General features: G+C 61.7%; 14 protein-coding genes. 5 read left to right on the top strand and 9 right to left on the bottom strand.

All coding sequences use genetic code 11. The annotated features are described in order from the left end of the window. Positions 1–29: 29 nt before the first annotated feature. From QMK33_RS13710 to QMK33_RS13725, 4 genes are all read right to left on the bottom strand, one after another. A complete protein-coding gene (locus tag QMK33_RS13710) occupies positions 30–1,358 on the bottom strand; it encodes a tetratricopeptide repeat protein (RefSeq protein ID WP_283565164.1) in 1,329 nt (442 codons plus the stop codon). Between the two features lie 81 nt (positions 1,359–1,439). Continuing rightward, a complete protein-coding gene (gene polA, locus QMK33_RS13715; RefSeq protein WP_283565165.1) occupies positions 1,440–4,349 on the bottom strand; it encodes a DNA polymerase I in 2,910 nt (969 codons plus the stop codon). Positions 4,350–4,469: 120 nt separating this feature from the next. Next, the gene (locus tag QMK33_RS13720; RefSeq protein ID WP_283565166.1) at positions 4,470–5,336 is read right to left on the bottom strand and encodes an LOG family protein; all 867 of its coding nucleotides are present in this window, start codon (positions 5,334–5,336) and stop codon (positions 4,470–4,472) included. A 105-nt stretch (positions 5,337–5,441) separates the two neighbouring features. Then, positions 5,442–6,707, bottom strand: coding sequence for an ABC transporter permease (locus QMK33_RS13725; protein ID WP_283565167.1), 1,266 nt, complete (start codon positions 6,705–6,707; stop codon positions 5,442–5,444). A 200-nt stretch (positions 6,708–6,907) separates the two neighbouring features. Here QMK33_RS13725 and queA point away from each other — a divergent pair, with 200 nt between their 5' ends. Beyond that, positions 6,908–7,957, top strand: a complete 1,050-nt coding sequence (queA, locus tag QMK33_RS13730; RefSeq protein ID WP_283565290.1) for a tRNA preQ1(34) S-adenosylmethionine ribosyltransferase-isomerase QueA — start codon at positions 6,908–6,910, stop codon at positions 7,955–7,957. Between the two features lie 111 nt (positions 7,958–8,068). Beyond that, positions 8,069–8,833, top strand: coding sequence for a 2-C-methyl-D-erythritol 4-phosphate cytidylyltransferase (locus tag QMK33_RS13735; protein WP_283565168.1), 765 nt, complete (start codon positions 8,069–8,071; stop codon positions 8,831–8,833). Positions 8,834–8,994: 161 nt separating this feature from the next. Here the strand turns inward: QMK33_RS13735 and QMK33_RS13740 are convergent, their stop codons facing one another. Then, a complete protein-coding gene (locus QMK33_RS13740) occupies positions 8,995–9,846 on the bottom strand; it encodes a hypothetical protein (RefSeq protein ID WP_283565169.1) in 852 nt (283 codons plus the stop codon). Positions 9,847–10,064: 218 nt separating this feature from the next. Between QMK33_RS13740 and QMK33_RS13745 the strand changes: the two genes are divergently transcribed. Continuing rightward, on the top strand, positions 10,065–10,706 hold the full coding sequence (locus tag QMK33_RS13745; RefSeq protein WP_283565170.1) for a DUF4142 domain-containing protein: 642 nt from the start codon (positions 10,065–10,067) through the stop codon (positions 10,704–10,706). A gap of 117 nt (positions 10,707–10,823) precedes the next feature. Then, complete coding sequence (locus QMK33_RS13750; protein ID WP_283565171.1) at positions 10,824–11,522, top strand: TMEM175 family protein; 699 nt, start codon at positions 10,824–10,826, stop codon at positions 11,520–11,522. A gap of 126 nt (positions 11,523–11,648) precedes the next feature. Here QMK33_RS13750 and ytxJ read toward each other — a convergent pair whose 3' ends face one another. From ytxJ to QMK33_RS13770, 4 genes are all read right to left on the bottom strand, one after another. Continuing rightward, positions 11,649–12,002: a bacillithiol system redox-active protein YtxJ gene (gene ytxJ, locus QMK33_RS13755; protein WP_283565172.1), complete on the bottom strand. Its 354-nt coding sequence runs from the start codon at positions 12,000–12,002 to the stop codon at positions 11,649–11,651. Between the two features lie 66 nt (positions 12,003–12,068). Further along, positions 12,069–12,368 (bottom strand): hypothetical protein, encoded by a 300-nt coding sequence (locus QMK33_RS13760; RefSeq protein ID WP_283565173.1) that lies wholly within the window; start codon positions 12,366–12,368, stop codon positions 12,069–12,071. Between the two features lie 20 nt (positions 12,369–12,388). Then, entirely contained in the window at positions 12,389–13,105 is a 717-nt protein-coding gene (locus QMK33_RS13765) for a hypothetical protein (protein WP_283565174.1), read from the bottom strand. A gap of 51 nt (positions 13,106–13,156) precedes the next feature. Then, the gene (locus QMK33_RS13770) at positions 13,157–15,136 is read right to left on the bottom strand and encodes an alpha-ketoacid dehydrogenase subunit alpha/beta (RefSeq protein ID WP_283565175.1); all 1,980 of its coding nucleotides are present in this window, start codon (positions 15,134–15,136) and stop codon (positions 13,157–13,159) included. A 317-nt stretch (positions 15,137–15,453) separates the two neighbouring features. Between QMK33_RS13770 and QMK33_RS13775 the strand changes: the two genes are divergently transcribed. Then, a complete protein-coding gene (locus tag QMK33_RS13775; protein WP_283565176.1) occupies positions 15,454–16,692 on the top strand; it encodes a M16 family metallopeptidase in 1,239 nt (412 codons plus the stop codon). Positions 16,693–16,697: the final 5 nt, after the last annotated feature.

A 16,697-nucleotide genomic window follows, 5' to 3' on the forward strand; every position in this document is an offset into this window, starting at 1 on the left:
GCGCAGGCGGCGGGGAGGTGGGCAGCGGGTTATAGCGAGCGGTTTTGTAGCTTGGTTAGCTCCTGCTCGTAGGAGGCAGTGGGGGTTTGCTGGGTGCGGGCCAAGGCTATTGCCTGGCGCTGCGCCGCCAGGGCCTCGTCATAGCGCTGCAACCGATAGAGCAAGTGGGCCAAGGTATCGTAGTGGGCGGCAACAGGGTTTAACTCCAGGGTGCGGCGGCTCCATAGCACGGCGGGCTGCAAGTAGGCCGCGCGGCGGGTGCCACTCTGGTACACTGACCACGCGGCGTTGTTCAGGGCCATGCTGTAGGTGACGGGCAGGTTCTGGGTAGCCTGCTGCGCTACGGTAAGCTGGCGTGCTAAGGTAGTGGCCTCTCTACTACGAGCCGAATCGGCCGAAATGCTCAGGTAATAGCGGTCATAGTACACCACGGCTTGACGTAGGTAATTGGCCGTGTCCTGGGTAGTGCGGTAAAAGGTTAGCATGTTGCTGGCGTAGGATTGCGCGCCCCGCTGGTAGTTGGGCAGCCAGCTAGTACGGGCTAAATCGGCACCTAAGGCCGCCAGACGGGCATTGTTGGTGTCAATGGCTTGGGCAAGTGTATTATTGATTATCAGCGTGTTAATCTGAATGCGCTGGGCTAGGGGCAGCACTTTGTAGAGGCTGTCCAGCAGCGGGCCGTTCAGGTGGGTAAGCTGGGAGGCCCGGCTAGTGAGCACGGGGCCGAATTCGAGAATGAACAACACCTCGGCGGCGCGGTCAAATTGCCTGGCTGGCAACTGCTGGGCGTAGGTGTCGAGCAGCGCCGGCTCTACCCACTGGCCTAGGGCCCGGCGCTTGCGCAGATAGCCCTGCAAAAAATCGGGCGACCGGTTGCCCTGGTCAAACCCGCGCCGGTAGTAGCCCAGGTTGTGGGGGTCGGCCGCCGCCTGGCGCACCGCCTGCATATCGTCCAGGTAGCGCGTCTCAGCCGTCGACTCGCCCCGGCTCCGATACAGCAAATCGCCTTCCGGAGTAAAGTAGAGATAGCTTGGGTAGCTCACCACCTGATACCGGCGCAACGCCGCCCCCAGCGCTTCGGCGCTGCCGAAGGCCACCTCTTTTACCAGAAACTTCTTGTTGAGCGCGGCCACCACGGCCGGGGCCTGCAAGCCCGTTGGCCGGCCCGCCGCAGAGGTACTGGCTGGCCGGCCGGTAGCGGTGAGCGGGGGGCTAAAGATGAGTAGCACCGGCTTGTGCTGCCGGCGGGCCTGCGCAAATACCTGGCGCACCGAATCCTTCTCGAACTTGATAACCTGCGCCCGCAACGAGCCCAGCGCACTCCAAAAGACCCAGAAGCATAGTACTGCGTATTTCATTGGTTATTGAGGTGGGTGCGCGGTAAAAATAAGCAGCACGCGGGGCACTGGCTGTTGGGTTGCCAGCGCACCACATCCGAATTAGTGCGCCTTCAGCCAGTTATCGCCCACGCCCACTTCCACTTCCAGCGGTACGCCGCGGGGCAGCAGCAGCGCGGTGGTCATCAGCTCGCGGATTTTGGGGGTGATGTAGTCCACTTCCTCGCGCACGGCGTCGAACACGAGTTCGTCGTGCACTTGCAGTATCATCTTGGTACCCAGCTTCTCACGCGCCAGCCAGTCGTTGATATTTATCATGGCCAGCTTGATGATGTCGGCGGCCGTGCCCTGGATGGGGGCGTTGATGGCGTTGCGCTCGGTGTAGCCGCGCAGCGTGGCGTTGCGCGAGTTGATGTCGCGCAGGTAGCGGCGGCGCTTGAGCAGGGTTTCGGCGTATTCGAGCTCGCGGGCGCGGTTGATGCTGTCGTCCATAAACTGCTTCACGCTTGGGAATTCCTGGAAATAGGTGTCGATGATTTCCGTGGCCTCCTTGCGGCTGATGCCGATGCGCTGGGCCAGCCCAAACGCCGAAATGCCGTAGATGATGCCGAAGTTCACGGTCTTGGCCTTGCGGCGCATCTCGCTATCTACTTCAGTAAGAGGCACATGAAAAACCTTGCTGGCGGTGCTGGCGTGCACGTCCTGCCCCAGCCGGAAGGCCTCAATCATGGTTTTATCGCCCGAAAAATCGGCCATGATGCGCAGCTCTACCTGCGAGTAGTCGGCGGCGAGCAGCACGTGGTTTTCGTCGCGCGGCACGAAGGCCTTGCGGATTTCGCGGCCCTTCTCGGTGCGGATGGGGATGTTCTGGAGGTTGGGGTTGGTGCTGCTGAGGCGGCCGGTGGCCGTTACGGCCTGGTTGAAGCTGGTGTGCACGCGGCCATCGACGGGGCTCACGAGTTGGGGTAGGGCCTCGACATAGGTGCTGCGCAGCTTGCTGAGCTGGCGGTACTCCAAAATGAGGCCGGCGATGGGGTTGTCGGCCGCCAGCTGGCTCAGAATTTCCTCGCCGGTAGCGTACTGGCCGGTCTTGGTTTTCTTGATTTTGCCCTTGCCGATGTCCATTTTGTCAAACAGCACCTCGCCGAGCTGCTTGGGCGAGCCGATGTTGAACTCCTGGCCGGCTTCGCGGAAAATCTGCGTTTCCAGCTCCTGCACGTAGCCTTGCAGCTCGGCCGAGTACTCGCCCATTGCCACCGAGTCGATGCGCACACCCTCAAACTCCACGTCGGCCAGCACGGGCACCAGCGGGTTTTCCACGTCATTGAGCAGGCCCAGCAGGCCCAGCTCTTGCAGCATGGGCTCGAACACGTGGCGCAGCTGCAAGGTCACGTCGGCGTCTTCGCAGGCGTAGTCGCTCACGGCGGCCGGGGCGAGGTCGGCCATCGTTTTCTGGTTCTTGCCCTTGGGCCCGATGAGGTCCGTGATGGGCACCGGCGAGTAGTGCAGGTAGGTTTCGGCCAGCACGTCCATGTTGTGGCGCATGTCGGGCTCGATGAGGTAGTGCGCCAGCATGGTATCGAAGAACGGCCCCGCAATGCGCACCTGGTAGTTCTTGAGAATCAACAAGTCATACTTAATATTCTGGCCGATTTTCAGGATGGTGTCGCTTTCCAAAAACGGCCGGAACTCGTCCACCACCGCTTGCGCCGCCGCGGTGTCTTCCACCGGCACGGGTACGTAGTAGGCCTCGCCGGCCAGCCAGCAGAAGCTCATGCCCACCAGCCGCGCTGTTTGGGTGTTGAGGCCCGTGGTTTCGGTGTCGAAACTTACTTCGGCCTGCTGCAACAGGAAGTCCAGCAGTGACTTACGCAGCTCTGGCGTATCGACCAAGTGGTAGTTGTGGGGCACGTCGGCCAGCGTTTTGCGCGGGCCGGTGTAGTACTCGCCGGCCTCCTCACCTTTCTCAAATTCGCCATTCTCGGCGGCATTGATAACCGCCCCGCTGCCCTCGCCAAACAGCGAGCCCTGCGCGCTCGGCGCGGCCACCTTGGGCCTACGCGCCCCGCGGCCCACCGGCGCGGCCGGGCCGGCCGGCCCGGCGCTGGGTGCGGCGGCGCTGCCGCTGCCCAGCACCCGCGCCGCCAGCTGCCGAAACTCCAGGTCGTCAAACAGTTGCCGCAGCTGCGCCTCGTCGGGCGCGTCCAGGGTCAGGGCCTCGGGCTCGAAGTCGATGGGCACGTTCACGTGAATGGTGGCCAGCTCCTTGCTCAGCAGGCCCTGCTCGGCGAAGTTGCGCACGTTTTCCTGCTGCTTGCCCTTGAGCTGGTCTACGTTGGCAATCAGGTTTTCGACCGAGCCGTACTTTTGAATCAGCGTCTTGGCCGTTTTCTCGCCAATGCCGGGGATGCCGGGAATGTTGTCGCTGGCATCGCCCTGAAGACCCAGAATATCAATGACTTGCTCCACGCGCTCAATCTCGAAGCGGGCCAGCACGTGGGCCACGTCGAGCACCTCGGCCGCGTTGCCCATGAAGGCGGGCTTGTAGATTTTGATGCGCTCGGTCACCAGCTGGCAGTAGTCCTTGTCGGGCGTCATCATAAACACGTCGAAGCCATGGGCCTCGGCCCGCTGCGCCAGGGTGCCAATCACGTCGTCGGCCTCAAAGCCCGCCATCATCAGAATGGGAATATGAAAGGCACTGATAATCTGCTTGATGTACGGAATGGCCGTGCCGATATCCTCGGGCATGGCCTGGCGTTGCGCCTTGTAGGCCGGAAACTGCTCGTGCCGAAACGTCTTGCCCGCGTCGAAGCACACGCCGATGTGGGTGGGTTTTTCCTTGAGCAGCACTTCCACCAGCGTGTTGGTGAAGCCCAGGATGGCCCCCGTATTCAGCCCCTTCGAGTTGATGCGCGGGTTCTTGGAAAAGGCAAAGTGCGAGCGATAGATGAGGGCAAATGCGTCGAGCAGGAAAAGCTTGGGGGCGGGGTCGGCGGCGGTATCGGACATAGGTAGGGGCAAAGGTCGGGGCGGCAGGCTGCGCGGGGCTAAGCTAGCTCTACGATTACCCAACAAAAAAGCCGGACGTTGCCGTCCGGCTTCTGCTGTTTTCGTAGTATTCGCCGGAGCCTAGAAGTTAGGCGACAGTGAGTACTTGTGGTAGAAATCATCAATGATTTGCACCGCTTCGCTGGCATCGTCCACAATGTGCACGAGGTCCAGGTCTTCGGCCGAGATGTTGCGCTCGTCGCCCAGCATCACGTTTTTAATCCATTCGAAGAGGCCGCCCCAGTAGGCCGAGCCCACGAGCACAATGGGGAAACGACCGATTTTTTTGGTCTGAATGAGCGTGAGGGCCTCAAACAGCTCGTCGATGGTGCCGAAGCCGCCGGGCATGCCCACGAAGGCCTGCGCGTACTTCACAAACATCACCTTGCGCACAAAAAAGTAATCGAAGTTGATGCACTTATCCTGGTCGATGTAGATGTTGTGCGTCTGCTCGAAGGGCAGCTCAATGTTGAGGCCCACCGATTTGCCACCCTCGGCGCGGGCGCCCTTGTTGCCGGCTTCCATAATGCCGGGGCCGCCGCCCGTGATGACGCCGTAGCCGTGGCGCACCAGTTTGGAGGCGATTTCCTCGGCCATCTGGTAGTACTGGTTATCGGGCTTGGTGCGGGCCGAGCCGAAGATGCTTACGCAGGGGCCGATTTTGGACATCTTCTCGAAGCCTTCCACAAACTCGGCCATCACCTTGAAAATCTGCCAGCTATCGGCGATTTTAATCTCGTTCCAGTCCTTGTCCACGAAGGCCTTGCGGATGCGCTGCTCGTCGGGGTCCTGGCCGGTTTTGGCCACGCCGCCGTTCTGCTGGCGCAGCTCCGTGATGCTGGTCAGCTTGTTATCGTTTACGTTGGGCTGCACAATGGTCTTGCCGGAGCCCGCGTTCAGGCTATCGTCGGAAGACTTGGTCTTGCTGGTTTTCTTAAGTTTTGACATAATGCCAGGGTGGGGAAAAAACGAAACCGCCCCGGCTCGATGAAGCGGGGCGGCCAAAAGTAGGGGCGCGAAGATAAGCGAGTAGCGCGAAGCTTCCGCTTCGCGCTACTTCGCCCTTATCGCAATAACGGGGTCGAGGTTGGCGGCCATTACGGCCGGGATGATGCCGGCCAGAATACCGATGCCCACCGATACCAGCAGGCCCAGCGAGATGTTGCCGAAGCTCAGGGTGAGGGCCAGCGCATCTTGCGGCACCAGCGTAATGAGCCACACCAGAAAGATGCCCGAGGCCCCGCCCAGCAGGCACAAAAACACGGCCTCGAACAAAAACTGGAACAGGATAAAGTAGTTTTTGGCCCCCAATGATTTCTGAATGCCGATAATGTTGGTGCGCTCGCGCACCGACACAAACATGATGTTGGCAATGCCGAAGCCGCCCACTACCATAGCAAACGAGCCGATGATGGCCCCCGCTATCCCAATGACGCTGAAGAGCTTGCCAATCATATCGGCCAGCATTTCGGGGCGGTTGAGGGCGAAGTTGTCTTCCTCGCGGGGCTTGAGGCCCCGGATAATGCGCATGTCGCCCTGCATCTCGGCCTCCAGGTTGAGCAGGCCGGGGTCGTCGTCGCGGCCCTTCACGGCCAGCATCGGCGAGGGGCCGCTCATGCCGGTGCTGCTCATGGCAAAGATGCTGGCAAACGCGCCGAACGGAATGAGGCAGTTGGCGTCGTTGCTGGGCGTGTCGAGCAGCTTTTTGCCCTCCTTTTTCATCACCCCAATCACCGTGAAGTAGCGGCCGTGGGTCTTGAACTGCCGGCCCACGGGCTCGCCCAGCGGGTAGAGGTTTTCGGCAATGGTGGCCCCGATGATGGCCACCGGCCGGCCGCCGTCCATTTCCTGCTGCGTAAAATAGCGCCCCACCTCAATGGGCATGCTCGATACGTTGCGGTAATCGTAGCTTACGCCTTGCAACGTGCAGTCGCTCACCGAGTTAATGCCGTCTTTGAGGGTGTTGCCGCCCTTGGGCACGAAGATGGCTACGCCCTTTTGGCTGGTGGCGGGCAGCATGCGCTGCAACTGCCGAAACTCGCGCACCGTGGGCACGGGCCGGTTGAAATACTTCCACCAGGGCCGGTCGGAGTCGAATACCCAGGGCCACTTGCCCACGTACACCACCTTGTCGCCCAGGAAGTTCATGCTGCTACGCACGTTCGATTCCAGCGAATCGACGACCATGAACACGGCGATGATGGAGAAAATACCTACCGTGACGCCCAGCAGCGACAGGATGGTGCGCAGCAAATTGGCCCGCAGTGCCTGCCAGGCAAAGGCGAAGCTCTCAAGCACGAGGCGAATGGTGAGGAACATAGGAATGTAGGGTAAGCTTTGACTACGCCGTCTTTCAGCTGGCTTGCCAGGACCGGAAGGTACCAACTCGCCGGAAAATTACTGCAGTATTGGCAGTTAGCCCGAACTAAGTTGGTAAGCTCAAGCTTACCCTTAAAAAAAAGCGTACCTTTGCCCCCCGAATTTTCGGTAACTTCCCCCTAGTACTGCCCATCATGGCGATGAAACTGCATGAGTTCAAGTTTGAACTCCCCGAAGAGCTGATTGCCAGTCACCCTGCCCGCCACCGCGACGAATCGCGCCTGATGGTGGTACACCGCGCCACCGGCCAGATTGAGCACAAGATGTTCAAAGATTTGCTCGACTACTTCGTGGAGGGCGACGTCTTCGTTTTCAACGACACCAAAGTATTTCCGGCCCGCATGTATGGGCAAAAAGAGCGCACCGGTGCTCAAATTGAAGTGTTCCTGCTTCGCGAACTCAATAAGGAGGGCCGCCTCTGGGACGTGCTCGTGGACCCGGCCCGCAAAATTCGGGTGGGCAACAAGCTGTACTTCGGTGAGTCGGATATCGTAGCCGAGGTCATTGACAATACCACCTCGCGCGGCCGCACCATCAAGTTTCTGTTTGATGGCACCGACGAGGAGTTCCGCAAGGCGTTGCACGAGCTGGGCGAAACCCCCGTGCCCAAGGAAGTGCTGAAGCGCGAAACCGAGCCCGCCGACAAAGAGCGCTACCAAACCATTTTTGCCGAGAACATCGGTGCCGTGGCCGCCCCGAGCGCCGGCCTGCACTTTTCGCGCGAGGTGATGAAGCGCATGGAAATCAAGGGGATAGAGAAAGCCTACGTGACGCTGCACGTGGGCCTGGGCACCTACCGCAACGTCGATGTGGAGGACCTTACCAAGCATAAGATGGACTCGGAGCAGTTCTTCGTGAACGCCGACGCGGTGAAGGTGGTCAACAAGGCCATGGACACCAAGAAGCAGATTTGCGCCATCGGCAGTACTACCGTGCGCGCCCTCGATGCCTCGGTGTCGGCCAACAGCCGCATTAAGGTGACCTCAGGCTGGAACGACAAGTTCATCTACCCGCCCTACGAGTTCAAAATTGCCGATTCGCTGCTCACCAACTTCCACCTGCCCGAAAGCACGCTGGTAATGATGGCCTCGGCCTTCGCCGGCTACAAGCTGATGATGGAAGCCTACCAGGAAGCCATCAAGGAGAAGTACCGCTTCTTCGCCTACGGCGACGCGATGCTGATTCTGTAAGTGAATAAATGAGTAAATGAGTAATGGCTCGGCTTCCTTGGGAAGCCGGGCCATTTTGCGTTCTGCTTCAGCGGCTTTGCTACCTTCGCCCGCGTCAATTTTTACCGACCCATGCCCCTGCCTCCTCTCCCTTCGCCGGATAATTTACTCACTTACACAGCTACTCATTTACAGCCCCGCTACGCCATCATTGTGGCCGGCGGCAGCGGGCTGCGCATGGGGGCCGACCGGCCCAAGCAGTTTTTGCTGCTGCGCGGCGAGCCGGTGCTGCTGCACACGCTGCGGCGCTTTGCCGAGCCCGCGCTGGGCGTGGCCCAGCTGGTGGTAGTGCTGCCGGCTGACCAGTTGGCATATTGGCAGCAACTAATTGAGCAGTATACGATTACTATACCGCACCAGCTAGTAGCGGGTGGAGCCACGCGCTGGGCCTCGGTAAAGGCCGGACTGGCCGCGCTGCCCGCCGACGCGTCTGCCGACGCCCCCACCGGGGCGCTGGTAGCCGTGCACGACGGCGTGCGCCCGCTCATTACGCCCGCCATTATTGAGGCGGCCTACCAGGCGGCCGCCCAGCACGGCGCGGTGGCCGTGGCGGTGCCCCCCAAAGACTCGGTGCGGATGCTGGGCGCGGCCGGCTCGTCGCCGCTCGACCGCCGCCGCCTGCGCCTCATGCAAACGCCCCAAACCTTCGACCTGGCCCTGCTGCGCCGCGCCTACCGCCTGCCCGAAATGTCCACCTTCACCGACGACGCTAGTGTGGTGGATGACCTGCACCCCGTGCAGCTGGTGGAGGGTGACTACCGCAACCTCAAAATCACCACGCCCGAGGATTTGCTGCTGGCCGAAGCGTTAATCGCAGATTCAAACGGATTTAACTGATTTCGCAGATACGGGGCTGGCGCCCCTGGCTACGCTAATCGAATTACGACTACCCTACTTTTCACTGTAGTAGAGTAGAATTGTAAGCTCGATTAGCGTAGCCAGGGGCGCCAGCCCCGTATCTGCGAAATCAGTTAAATCCGTTTGAATCTGCGGTCCGGTTATTTCAGGTAGATGGTGCGGGTGTGGCCGTTGATGGTGACGGAGGCAATGTTATCGCAGGCAGCGGTGCCGATGGGGTCGTAGTCGAGCAGCATGGTCTTCTCCTTGGAATTGGTGATTTGGACGGTGCCGGCCACGAAATGCCGGGCGCAGCCCACGGCAAACTTCTTGATGAGCGGGCGCTGGATGGCGGCGTTGTAGCTGATGTTGCGGCGGTTGGTGCCCGTGAGCGTGCCCGTGATGCTGTAGGCATCGTCGAGGATAGTGCGGGTGCCGAAGCCGGCCGTGCGGGCGTAGTGGCGCGTGGAAGTCCAAGCTGTGGTGCCGCCGTTGTTGGCGAAGATGATGCTGGCGTTTTGCACGCTCAGGTCAAACGAGCCGCCGCCCAGGTTGGTGATGACGCGGGTGCCCAGGTGCTGGTTATCGTTGACGAAGTAGTTGGTGCGGTTGATGGTGACCACCGCGCCGGCCTGGCGATAGGGCCCGCTAAACACGGCCGTGAGTACGCCGCGGCGGTAGCGGCCATCGGGGCACAGGCAGTTGGTGGGGCCAAAATCGAGGGTGAGCGTGCGGGTGGCGGCGTCGTAGCTGCGCTTGGCGCAGCCCGCGAGCAGGCCTTGCAGCTCGGTGGCGTCGGCCACGGGGGCGCTGGCCGCGGCGGTGGCATCCTGGGGGGCGGCGGCCTCCACGAGGTCGGCAGTGGCGGCGTTTTCCTCATCGCCGAGGCCGGCATCCTGGGCCGAGGTTACGTCCTCGGCCACCACGTCGGCGCGGTGGCAGGCGGTGGCAAGCAACAGGCCGCTGGCCAGAGCGGCCAGGGCGAGGGTGCGGAGGGGAGTAGCGTGGCGCATAGGAGAGCGGTAAAACAGGAGAGGTTAAGGAGTTACACCCACTCAGAGCGGCAGTCTTCCCCAGAGTTTAATGCGCGCTGAAAATAAAATCGTTGGGCTACCTCGACAGCTTCCGCACCGCTTTTGCTGGTAGTCAGCGCCTTAGCGGAAATCGGCAACTATTAGCTAAGATGTTCGTAATCAGGGTTATTAACGCTCATTTCCTTTTCCCAACTCCTATGTTTCGCTCCACTTTGCCCCTGCTTGGGGCCTGCCTGCTTGCCCTAAGCTCGTGCGGCTCCAGCACCGATACTGCCAGTACCACTACTACTCCCGGCGCCGCCGCCGACTCGCCGACCGCCCCAATGGGCGCGCCCGCCGCCGATAGCTCGGCTACGGCCATGGCCCCCATGGCGGGTAAGGCCGACCCCAACGGCCCCACGGCCCCCCACGCCGACGATAAGGAATTTATGATGTCGGCCGCTCACTCTGACCAGAATGAGATGCAGTTCAGCAAAATGGCTCTGGCCAAGGGCGTGACGGGGATGACCAAAACCTACGCTGAAAAGATGATAGCCGACCACACCAAAAGCACCGCCGCCCTCAAGCCCATTGCGGCCAAAGCCGGCGTAACACTGCCCACCGACATGGATGCCGACCACAAAGCCATGGCCCCGATGATGGAAAAGCTGAGCGGAAAGGCCTTCGAAGACAAGTACAACGCCCAGATGGTAACCGACCACCAGAAAACGGCCAACACCATGGCCGCTCATCAGCAAATGACTAAAAATGCTGCTTTGCAGAAGTTTATCACCAACACGCTGCCCGTAGTAGAAAGCCACCTCTCGATGGCCGACAAGGATTCTAAAATGAAGATGTAGTAACCGGCCCAGCGCCCTGGCACCACGGCTTAGGCCCGCAAAAAGCCGCTTCGGAAAGTCCGGAGCGGCTTTTTTGTGGGCGGGCGGCTACATTTAGTCGTCCATCAGTAGCACGCTATGAACCAGCCCGATACCGCCCTCGACCACCACGACCGCACCGAGTTTCAGCTGGAGCGGCTGATTCTGTTTACCGATGCCGTGTTTGCCATCGCCATCACGCTGCTGGCCATCGAAATCCGGTTTCCGGAGCTGCACGGCCTGCCTACCGATGCCGACATCTGGCGCGGCCTGGGCGCGCTGGCCCCCAAGTTTATGGGCTTCCTCATTGGCTTTGCCATCATTGCCCAGTACTGGACGGCCCACCACCGCATCTTCCGCTTCGTGCGCAACTACGATACCAAGATGCTGTGGCTCAATATGTTATTTTTGCTGTTTATTGTGCTCATGCCGTTTTCGTCGGGCTTATTCAGCTCCTTCGGCATTGTGCGGGCGGCTTTTATCATCTACGCCATCAACATTATGCTGGCGGGCCTGGCGCAGGTACTGCTGCTGCGCTACCTGCTGGCCCCGGCCCACGCCCTCATCTTGCCCGAAGACCGCACCCACCCCGACCTCGATACCTGGCGGCCGCTGGTGGCAGTGGCGGGCTTTGGGGCGGCCACGCTGGTGGTGCTGCTGCTGCCCAGCCGCAGCCCGTTATCGCTGCTCATTCCGTTTACCTCGCTGCTCACGCTGCCTTTTTCGTGGCTGCACCGGCGGCGGCATCGTACGCACCTGGCCGGCTTGCAGCCTGCGGGTGAGGTAGCAGTTAGCTGAGGGGCAACTGAGCCCACCCAACGGCGCTGCATGGCCCCATCTACTCGCTTCCCGCGCCCACCTCTTGTACGCAAAAGCCCCCGCGTTTCACAACGCGGGGGCTTTTATTAAAAGCTTGATTAGCAATTACTTAGATACCACAGCCTCGCCGGCTTCGCTGAGGCGGATGCTCATGTGCGAGGCATGATAGCGCACCTGGCCATCTTGCAGCATCAGGAGCTGCGGCGACTGGTGCTCGACGCCCAGCTCGCTGGCAATCTGGCCCGAGATGGGGCGGAAGCGCAGCAAGTCGAGGTAGTAGATGGCCGTGTCGGCGGGCAGGGAAGCATCGGGCCACTGGCGCTCAATCTTCGACTTGGCCGCCGCGCTGATAGAGCAGGTAGTGCTGTGCTTGAAGATGATAACCGGGTGCTCGTGCGATTCTTGCACCAGTGCTTGTAGCTGCTCAGATTCGGTAAGGGGAAGCCAGGGGGTAGCCATATTAAAGGGAAAAGTTGAATACGGAGGAGAAGGCCAGCCAGCCAAGCGGCCGTGCTGCCAGGCCCTTTAACCACGTAGCGAGGCCTTGGGTTCGCGGGCAGCGCGGCGGCGCAGGCCCGGAAACTTTTTCTGGCTGACGCGCGGCGTGCCATCGCGGCCGAAGCGCGGCTCGCGGGCGGGGTGGGGCCGGGCGGCGGCGCTGCCCAGGCTGGCGGGGTCGAGGTGGCTGTCTTTGTAGGGCGCTACTACGCGGCGGGCGTCGCGCTGGGCCTGGCGCTCGGCGGCGCGCTGCTGGGCCGGGGTGGTGGGCGCTATCTGGGCGGGGGTGGTGGCCAGCAGCAGGCCCACGAGTAAGTAGGTAAGCATGAGTACAATGCGAAAAGTGGCTACTCGCCGGGCGCGGACTGCGTGGGGTCGGGCCTGGGTACGGGCGTTTTTTTATCCTTGCTTTTCTTGGGCTGGGGGGCTGGCTCGGGTTCGGGCTCGGTGGGCTCGGGCTTGGGAGCTATTGCTTTGGTGCTCTTGGCTTTGGGCGGCGGGTTGGTGGGCTCGGCGGCGGGTGGGCCGGGGTCGGGGCCGGTATCGAGGGCGGGGTCTAGGGGCTGGTCTTTTTCCTTCTTGTCGCTGTTACGGGGCGCGTCTTTGCCGTGGTCGGTGTGGCCCTTTTTGCGCAGCTTGCGGTTTTCGGTGCTGGCTTCGCGCGGGGTGAGGGGGCGGGTATCGTAGTGGTGCAGCTTGTGGCCATTGTACTGCATCCGTTGCAGGCGGCTGCGCTTGAGCAGGCCCGTTTTGGTATTATAGGTGTTGCCCAGCATGTCCTCAATCGACTTGTTTTTGTCCGATAAGCTTTTGGCGTCATCGGCGGCGGGTGGGGCACCGGGGTCGGTGGTGCCGTCGGCGCTGGTGGCTTCGGCGGCTTTCAGTGAGGTGCCCTTGCGGCGGGCTTTCTCGGCGGCCTTTATGCGGGCCTTGGTGCTCGACGTCATGGGCGGCGTGCCCAGCCGGTGGGGGTGAAACACGGAGTCGTACACCGCGCAGCCGCTCAGCAGCCACAGCGGCAGCAGCAGGACAACGCAAACGGGCAGCTTCTTTAAAAACTTCACAGCAAAGAGATTGGGCCGGGCAACGGGCAATATACAAACCACGCACCCCGGCTAGTAGTCGCGCAGGGCCCGCAGCTGCTCACGCAGCCGCTGCTGGGGCAAAAAGTCGGCCTCCAACTGCGGCGCAAACGGCACGGCCGTGTCGAGGGCAGCCACGCGGCGCACCGGCGCGTCGAGGCTGGCGAAGCAGTGCTCGGCAATCCAGGCCGCGATTTCGCCGCCCAGGCCGCCAGCCAGCGTGTCTTCGTGCAGAATGAGCACGCGGCCGGTTTTGCGCACCGAGCGGCCCACGGCCTCGGTATCCCAGGGCAGCAGCGTGCGCAGGTCGATGATATCAGCCTGCACGTCCAGCTCTTTGCAAGCCGCCAAGGCCCAGTGCACGCCCAGACCGTAGGTGATGATGCTCAGGTCGTTGCCTTCCTGGGCCAGCGCCGCCTGGCCGATGGGCGTGGTATAGTACGCCGCCGGCACCGGCCCGCTCAGCGAGCGGTACAGCAGCTTGTGCTCGAAATACAGCACCGGGTTGGGGTCTTCAAAGGCGGCGCAGAGCAGGCCCTTGGCGTCGTGCGGGTTGCTGGGGTACACCACTTTCAGGCCTGGCACATGGGTAAACCACGCTTCGGTGCTTTGCGAGTGAAACGGCCCGGCGGCCGTGCCCGCGCCGGTGGGCATGCGCACCACCACGTCGGCGTTCTGGCCCCAGCGGTAGTGGCTCTTGGCTAAGTTGTTGACAATCTGGTTGAAGCCGCAGGTCACGAAGTCGGCAAACTGCATCTCGACCATGCTCTTCTTGCCCCGAATGCTCAGCCCCAGCCCCGCCCCCACAATGGCCGACTCGCAGAGCGGCGTGTTGCGCACGCGCCCCTTGCCAAACTCGGCCACGAAGCCCTCCGTTATCTTAAACACGCCGCCGTACTCGGCAATGTCCTGGCCCATAAGCACCAGCTCGGGGTAGCGCTCCATGCTCTGGCGCAGGCCCTGCGAAATAGCGTCGATGAAGCGCTTTTCGGGCACCGGGCCATCGGCAGCCGGCTCAGTAAGCGGCTGCACGAAAGGCTGATACATATCGGCCAGCTCGGTGGCCGTGTCGGCCACCGGCGCGGGGGCAGCTTCGGCTTCCTGCCAGCCTTTTTCTATCTCCTGCTTGATGCTTTCGCGGGTTTGCGCCTTGGCCGTTTCGCTGAGAATGCCCTCGGCCAGCAGCCACTTTTCGTAGTTCTCGACCGGGTCTTTGGTGGCCCACTCCTGCATGAGTTCGGCGGGCACGTACTTGGTGCCGCTGGCCTCCTCGTGGCCGCGCATCCGGAAGGTGAGGGCCTCCACTAGCACGGGGCGCGGGTTTTGGCGCAGGTCGGCGGCCAGGGTGGCTATTTTGTCATACACCTCCAGCACGTTGTTGCCGTCTACCTGCACGGCCTCCATGCCGTAGGCGGGCCCTTTATCCACAAACGACTTGAACCGAAACTGCTCGTTGCTGGGTGTGCTGAGGCCGTAGCCGTTGTTTTCGATGAGGAAAATAACCGGCAACTGCCACACCGCCGCCACATTGAGCGCCTCATGAAAGTCGCCCTCGCTGGCCCCGCCATCGCCCGAATACGTGAGCGTTACGCGGGGCTGCTTGTCGAGCACGTCGGCCAGGGCAATGCCGTCGGCCACGGCCAGCTGCGGGCCCAGGTGCGAAATCATACCCACAATGTGGTGCTCGTTGGTGCCGAAATGGAAGCTGCGGTCGCGGCCCTTGGTGTAGCCCGTGGCCTTGCCCTGCCACTGCGCAAACAAGCGCCCCAGCGGCACGCCGCGCCCCGTAAACACGCCCAGGTTGCGGTGCAGCGGCAAAATGTACTCATCGGCATTGAGCGCCAGCGTGCTACCCACCGAAATGGCCTCCTGCCCGATGCCCGAAAACCACTTGGTTACCTTGCCTTGGCGCAGCAAAATCAGCATTTTTTCCTCAATCATGCGCGGCTTCAGCAGTTCGCGGTACAGGCGCAGTAGCAGGTCGTTGGAGTAGTCTTTGCGGTCAAAAATCATGAGCGTTGGGGGGCGGGTTGGGGGTGGCAAAGGTAGCGGCGGGCGGCAGCTAGCTGCCCGCACGGCACAACGTGGGCTGTACGTATTTTAATGTAAGCGGCGGCGGGTCCGCTGGCCCACCGGCCGGCCTCGCCGCCCGCCGCGCTACTTGTCTCATTTTACCGTTGGGCGCTAGCCACAGAAGTGCCTATTCAAAAGGGCTCGAAGCCCGCCAGGCAATAGCCTGCCACCGCTATGTAGTAGGCATGCACACCTTTTTGGGGGTGGCGCTGTTAAGTTTGTCAAACCAGCCACTTGCTGGCCCGACCCGCCCTGCTATGATTCATTTTCAGGAATTTACCCTGCCCAACGGCCTGCGCTGCCTGGTGCACGAAGACTTTGCCACCCCGCTGGCCGTGCTCAACATCCTGTACGATGTGGGCTCACGCGATGAAAGCCCCGACCGCACGGGTTTTGCTCATCTGTTTGAGCATCTGATGTTTAGCGGCTCGGTAAACATTCCGAGCTACGACGAGCCGCTGCAAAAAGTGGGGGGCGAAAACAACGCCTTCACCTCGCAGGACATTACTAACTACTACCTCTCGCTGCCGGCCGCCAACATCGAAACCGGCTTCTGGCTCGAAAGCGACCGCATGCTGGACCTGGCGTTTTCGGAGAACGGCCTCGACGTGCAGCGCAAAGTGGTGGTGGAGGAGTTCAAGCAGAACTACCTCAACCAGCCCTACGGCGATGTTTGGCTGAAGCTCAAGCCCTTGGCCTACCAAAACCACCCCTACCAGTGGAACACCATCGGCAAGGAAATCAGCCACATCGAAGAGGCCGAGATGGCCGACGTGCGCGCCTTTTTTCGCCAGCACTACGCGCCCCAAAACGCCATTCTGGTAGTGGCCGGCGCCGTGGCGTTTGAGGAGGTTAAGCGCTTGGCGGAGAAGTGGTTTGGCCCCATTGCTGGCGGCGAGCGCCCGCTGCGCCAGCTGCCCCAGGAGCCCGCCCAAACCGAAGCGCGCCGCGCCGAGGTAACGGCCGCCGTGCCCCTCTCGGCTCTCTACAAAGCCTACCACATGCCCGCTCGCCTCGACCCGCGCTACCACGCCATCGACCTGCTGAGCGACTTGCTGGGCCGGGGCAAAAGCTCGCGCCTGCATCAGCGCTTAGTAAAAGAGCTTCAACTATTTAACAACGTATCGGCATCCGTAACGGGGGCCCTCGACCCCGGCCTGTTTGTGGTGAGCGGCAAGCTCAACGCCGGCGTGGCCCTCGCAGATGCCGACCGCGCCGTGGAGGCCGTGGTAGCCGAGCTGCTGCGCGACGAAGTGCCCGCCGACGAGCTGCAAAAAGTAAAAAACCAGGCCGAAGCGGGCCTGGTCTTTGGCGAAATCGAGTTGCTGAACCGCGCCCTGGCCCTGGCCATCGGTAAGCTGCTCGGCAACGCCAACCTCGTAAACGAGGAACCCGCCCAGCTGCAAGCCGTAACCCCCGCCGACCTGCGCGCCGCCGCCGAGCTGGTGCTGCGCCCCGAAAATTGCAGCACGCTTTACTACCAGGCCGCCGAGTAACTACT

It is taken from the genome of Hymenobacter sp. H14-R3, from assembly GCF_030063445.1.
GTDB lineage: Bacteria > Bacteroidota > Bacteroidia > Cytophagales > Hymenobacteraceae > Hymenobacter.

Bases quoted from the DNA above. Each gene is read 5' to 3' on its own strand.
- QMK33_RS13775 (WP_283565176.1), top strand. From the start codon at position 15,454: ATGATTCATTTTCAGGAATTTACCCTGCCCAACGGCCTGCGCTGCCTG.
- QMK33_RS13710 (WP_283565164.1), bottom strand. From the start codon at position 1,358: ATGAAATACGCAGTACTATGCTTCTGGGTCTTTTGGAGTGCGCTGGGC.
- ytxJ (WP_283565172.1), bottom strand. From the start codon at position 12,002: ATGGCTACCCCCTGGCTTCCCCTTACCGAATCTGAGCAGCTACAAGCA.
- QMK33_RS13740 (WP_283565169.1), bottom strand. From the start codon at position 9,846: ATGCGCCACGCTACTCCCCTCCGCACCCTCGCCCTGGCCGCTCTGGCC.
- QMK33_RS13750 (WP_283565171.1), top strand. From the start codon at position 10,824: ATGAACCAGCCCGATACCGCCCTCGACCACCACGACCGCACCGAGTTT.
- QMK33_RS13760 (WP_283565173.1), bottom strand. From the start codon at position 12,368: ATGCTTACCTACTTACTCGTGGGCCTGCTGCTGGCCACCACCCCCGCC.
- QMK33_RS13725 (WP_283565167.1), bottom strand. From the start codon at position 6,707: ATGTTCCTCACCATTCGCCTCGTGCTTGAGAGCTTCGCCTTTGCCTGG.
- queA (WP_283565290.1), top strand. From the start codon at position 6,908: ATGAAACTGCATGAGTTCAAGTTTGAACTCCCCGAAGAGCTGATTGCC.
- polA (WP_283565165.1), bottom strand. From the start codon at position 4,349: ATGTCCGATACCGCCGCCGACCCCGCCCCCAAGCTTTTCCTGCTCGAC.
- QMK33_RS13770 (WP_283565175.1), bottom strand. From the start codon at position 15,136: ATGATTTTTGACCGCAAAGACTACTCCAACGACCTGCTACTGCGCCTG.
- QMK33_RS13720 (WP_283565166.1), bottom strand. From the start codon at position 5,336: ATGTCAAAACTTAAGAAAACCAGCAAGACCAAGTCTTCCGACGATAGC.
- QMK33_RS13735 (WP_283565168.1), top strand. From the start codon at position 8,069: ATGCCCCTGCCTCCTCTCCCTTCGCCGGATAATTTACTCACTTACACA.
- QMK33_RS13745 (WP_283565170.1), top strand. From the start codon at position 10,065: ATGTTTCGCTCCACTTTGCCCCTGCTTGGGGCCTGCCTGCTTGCCCTA.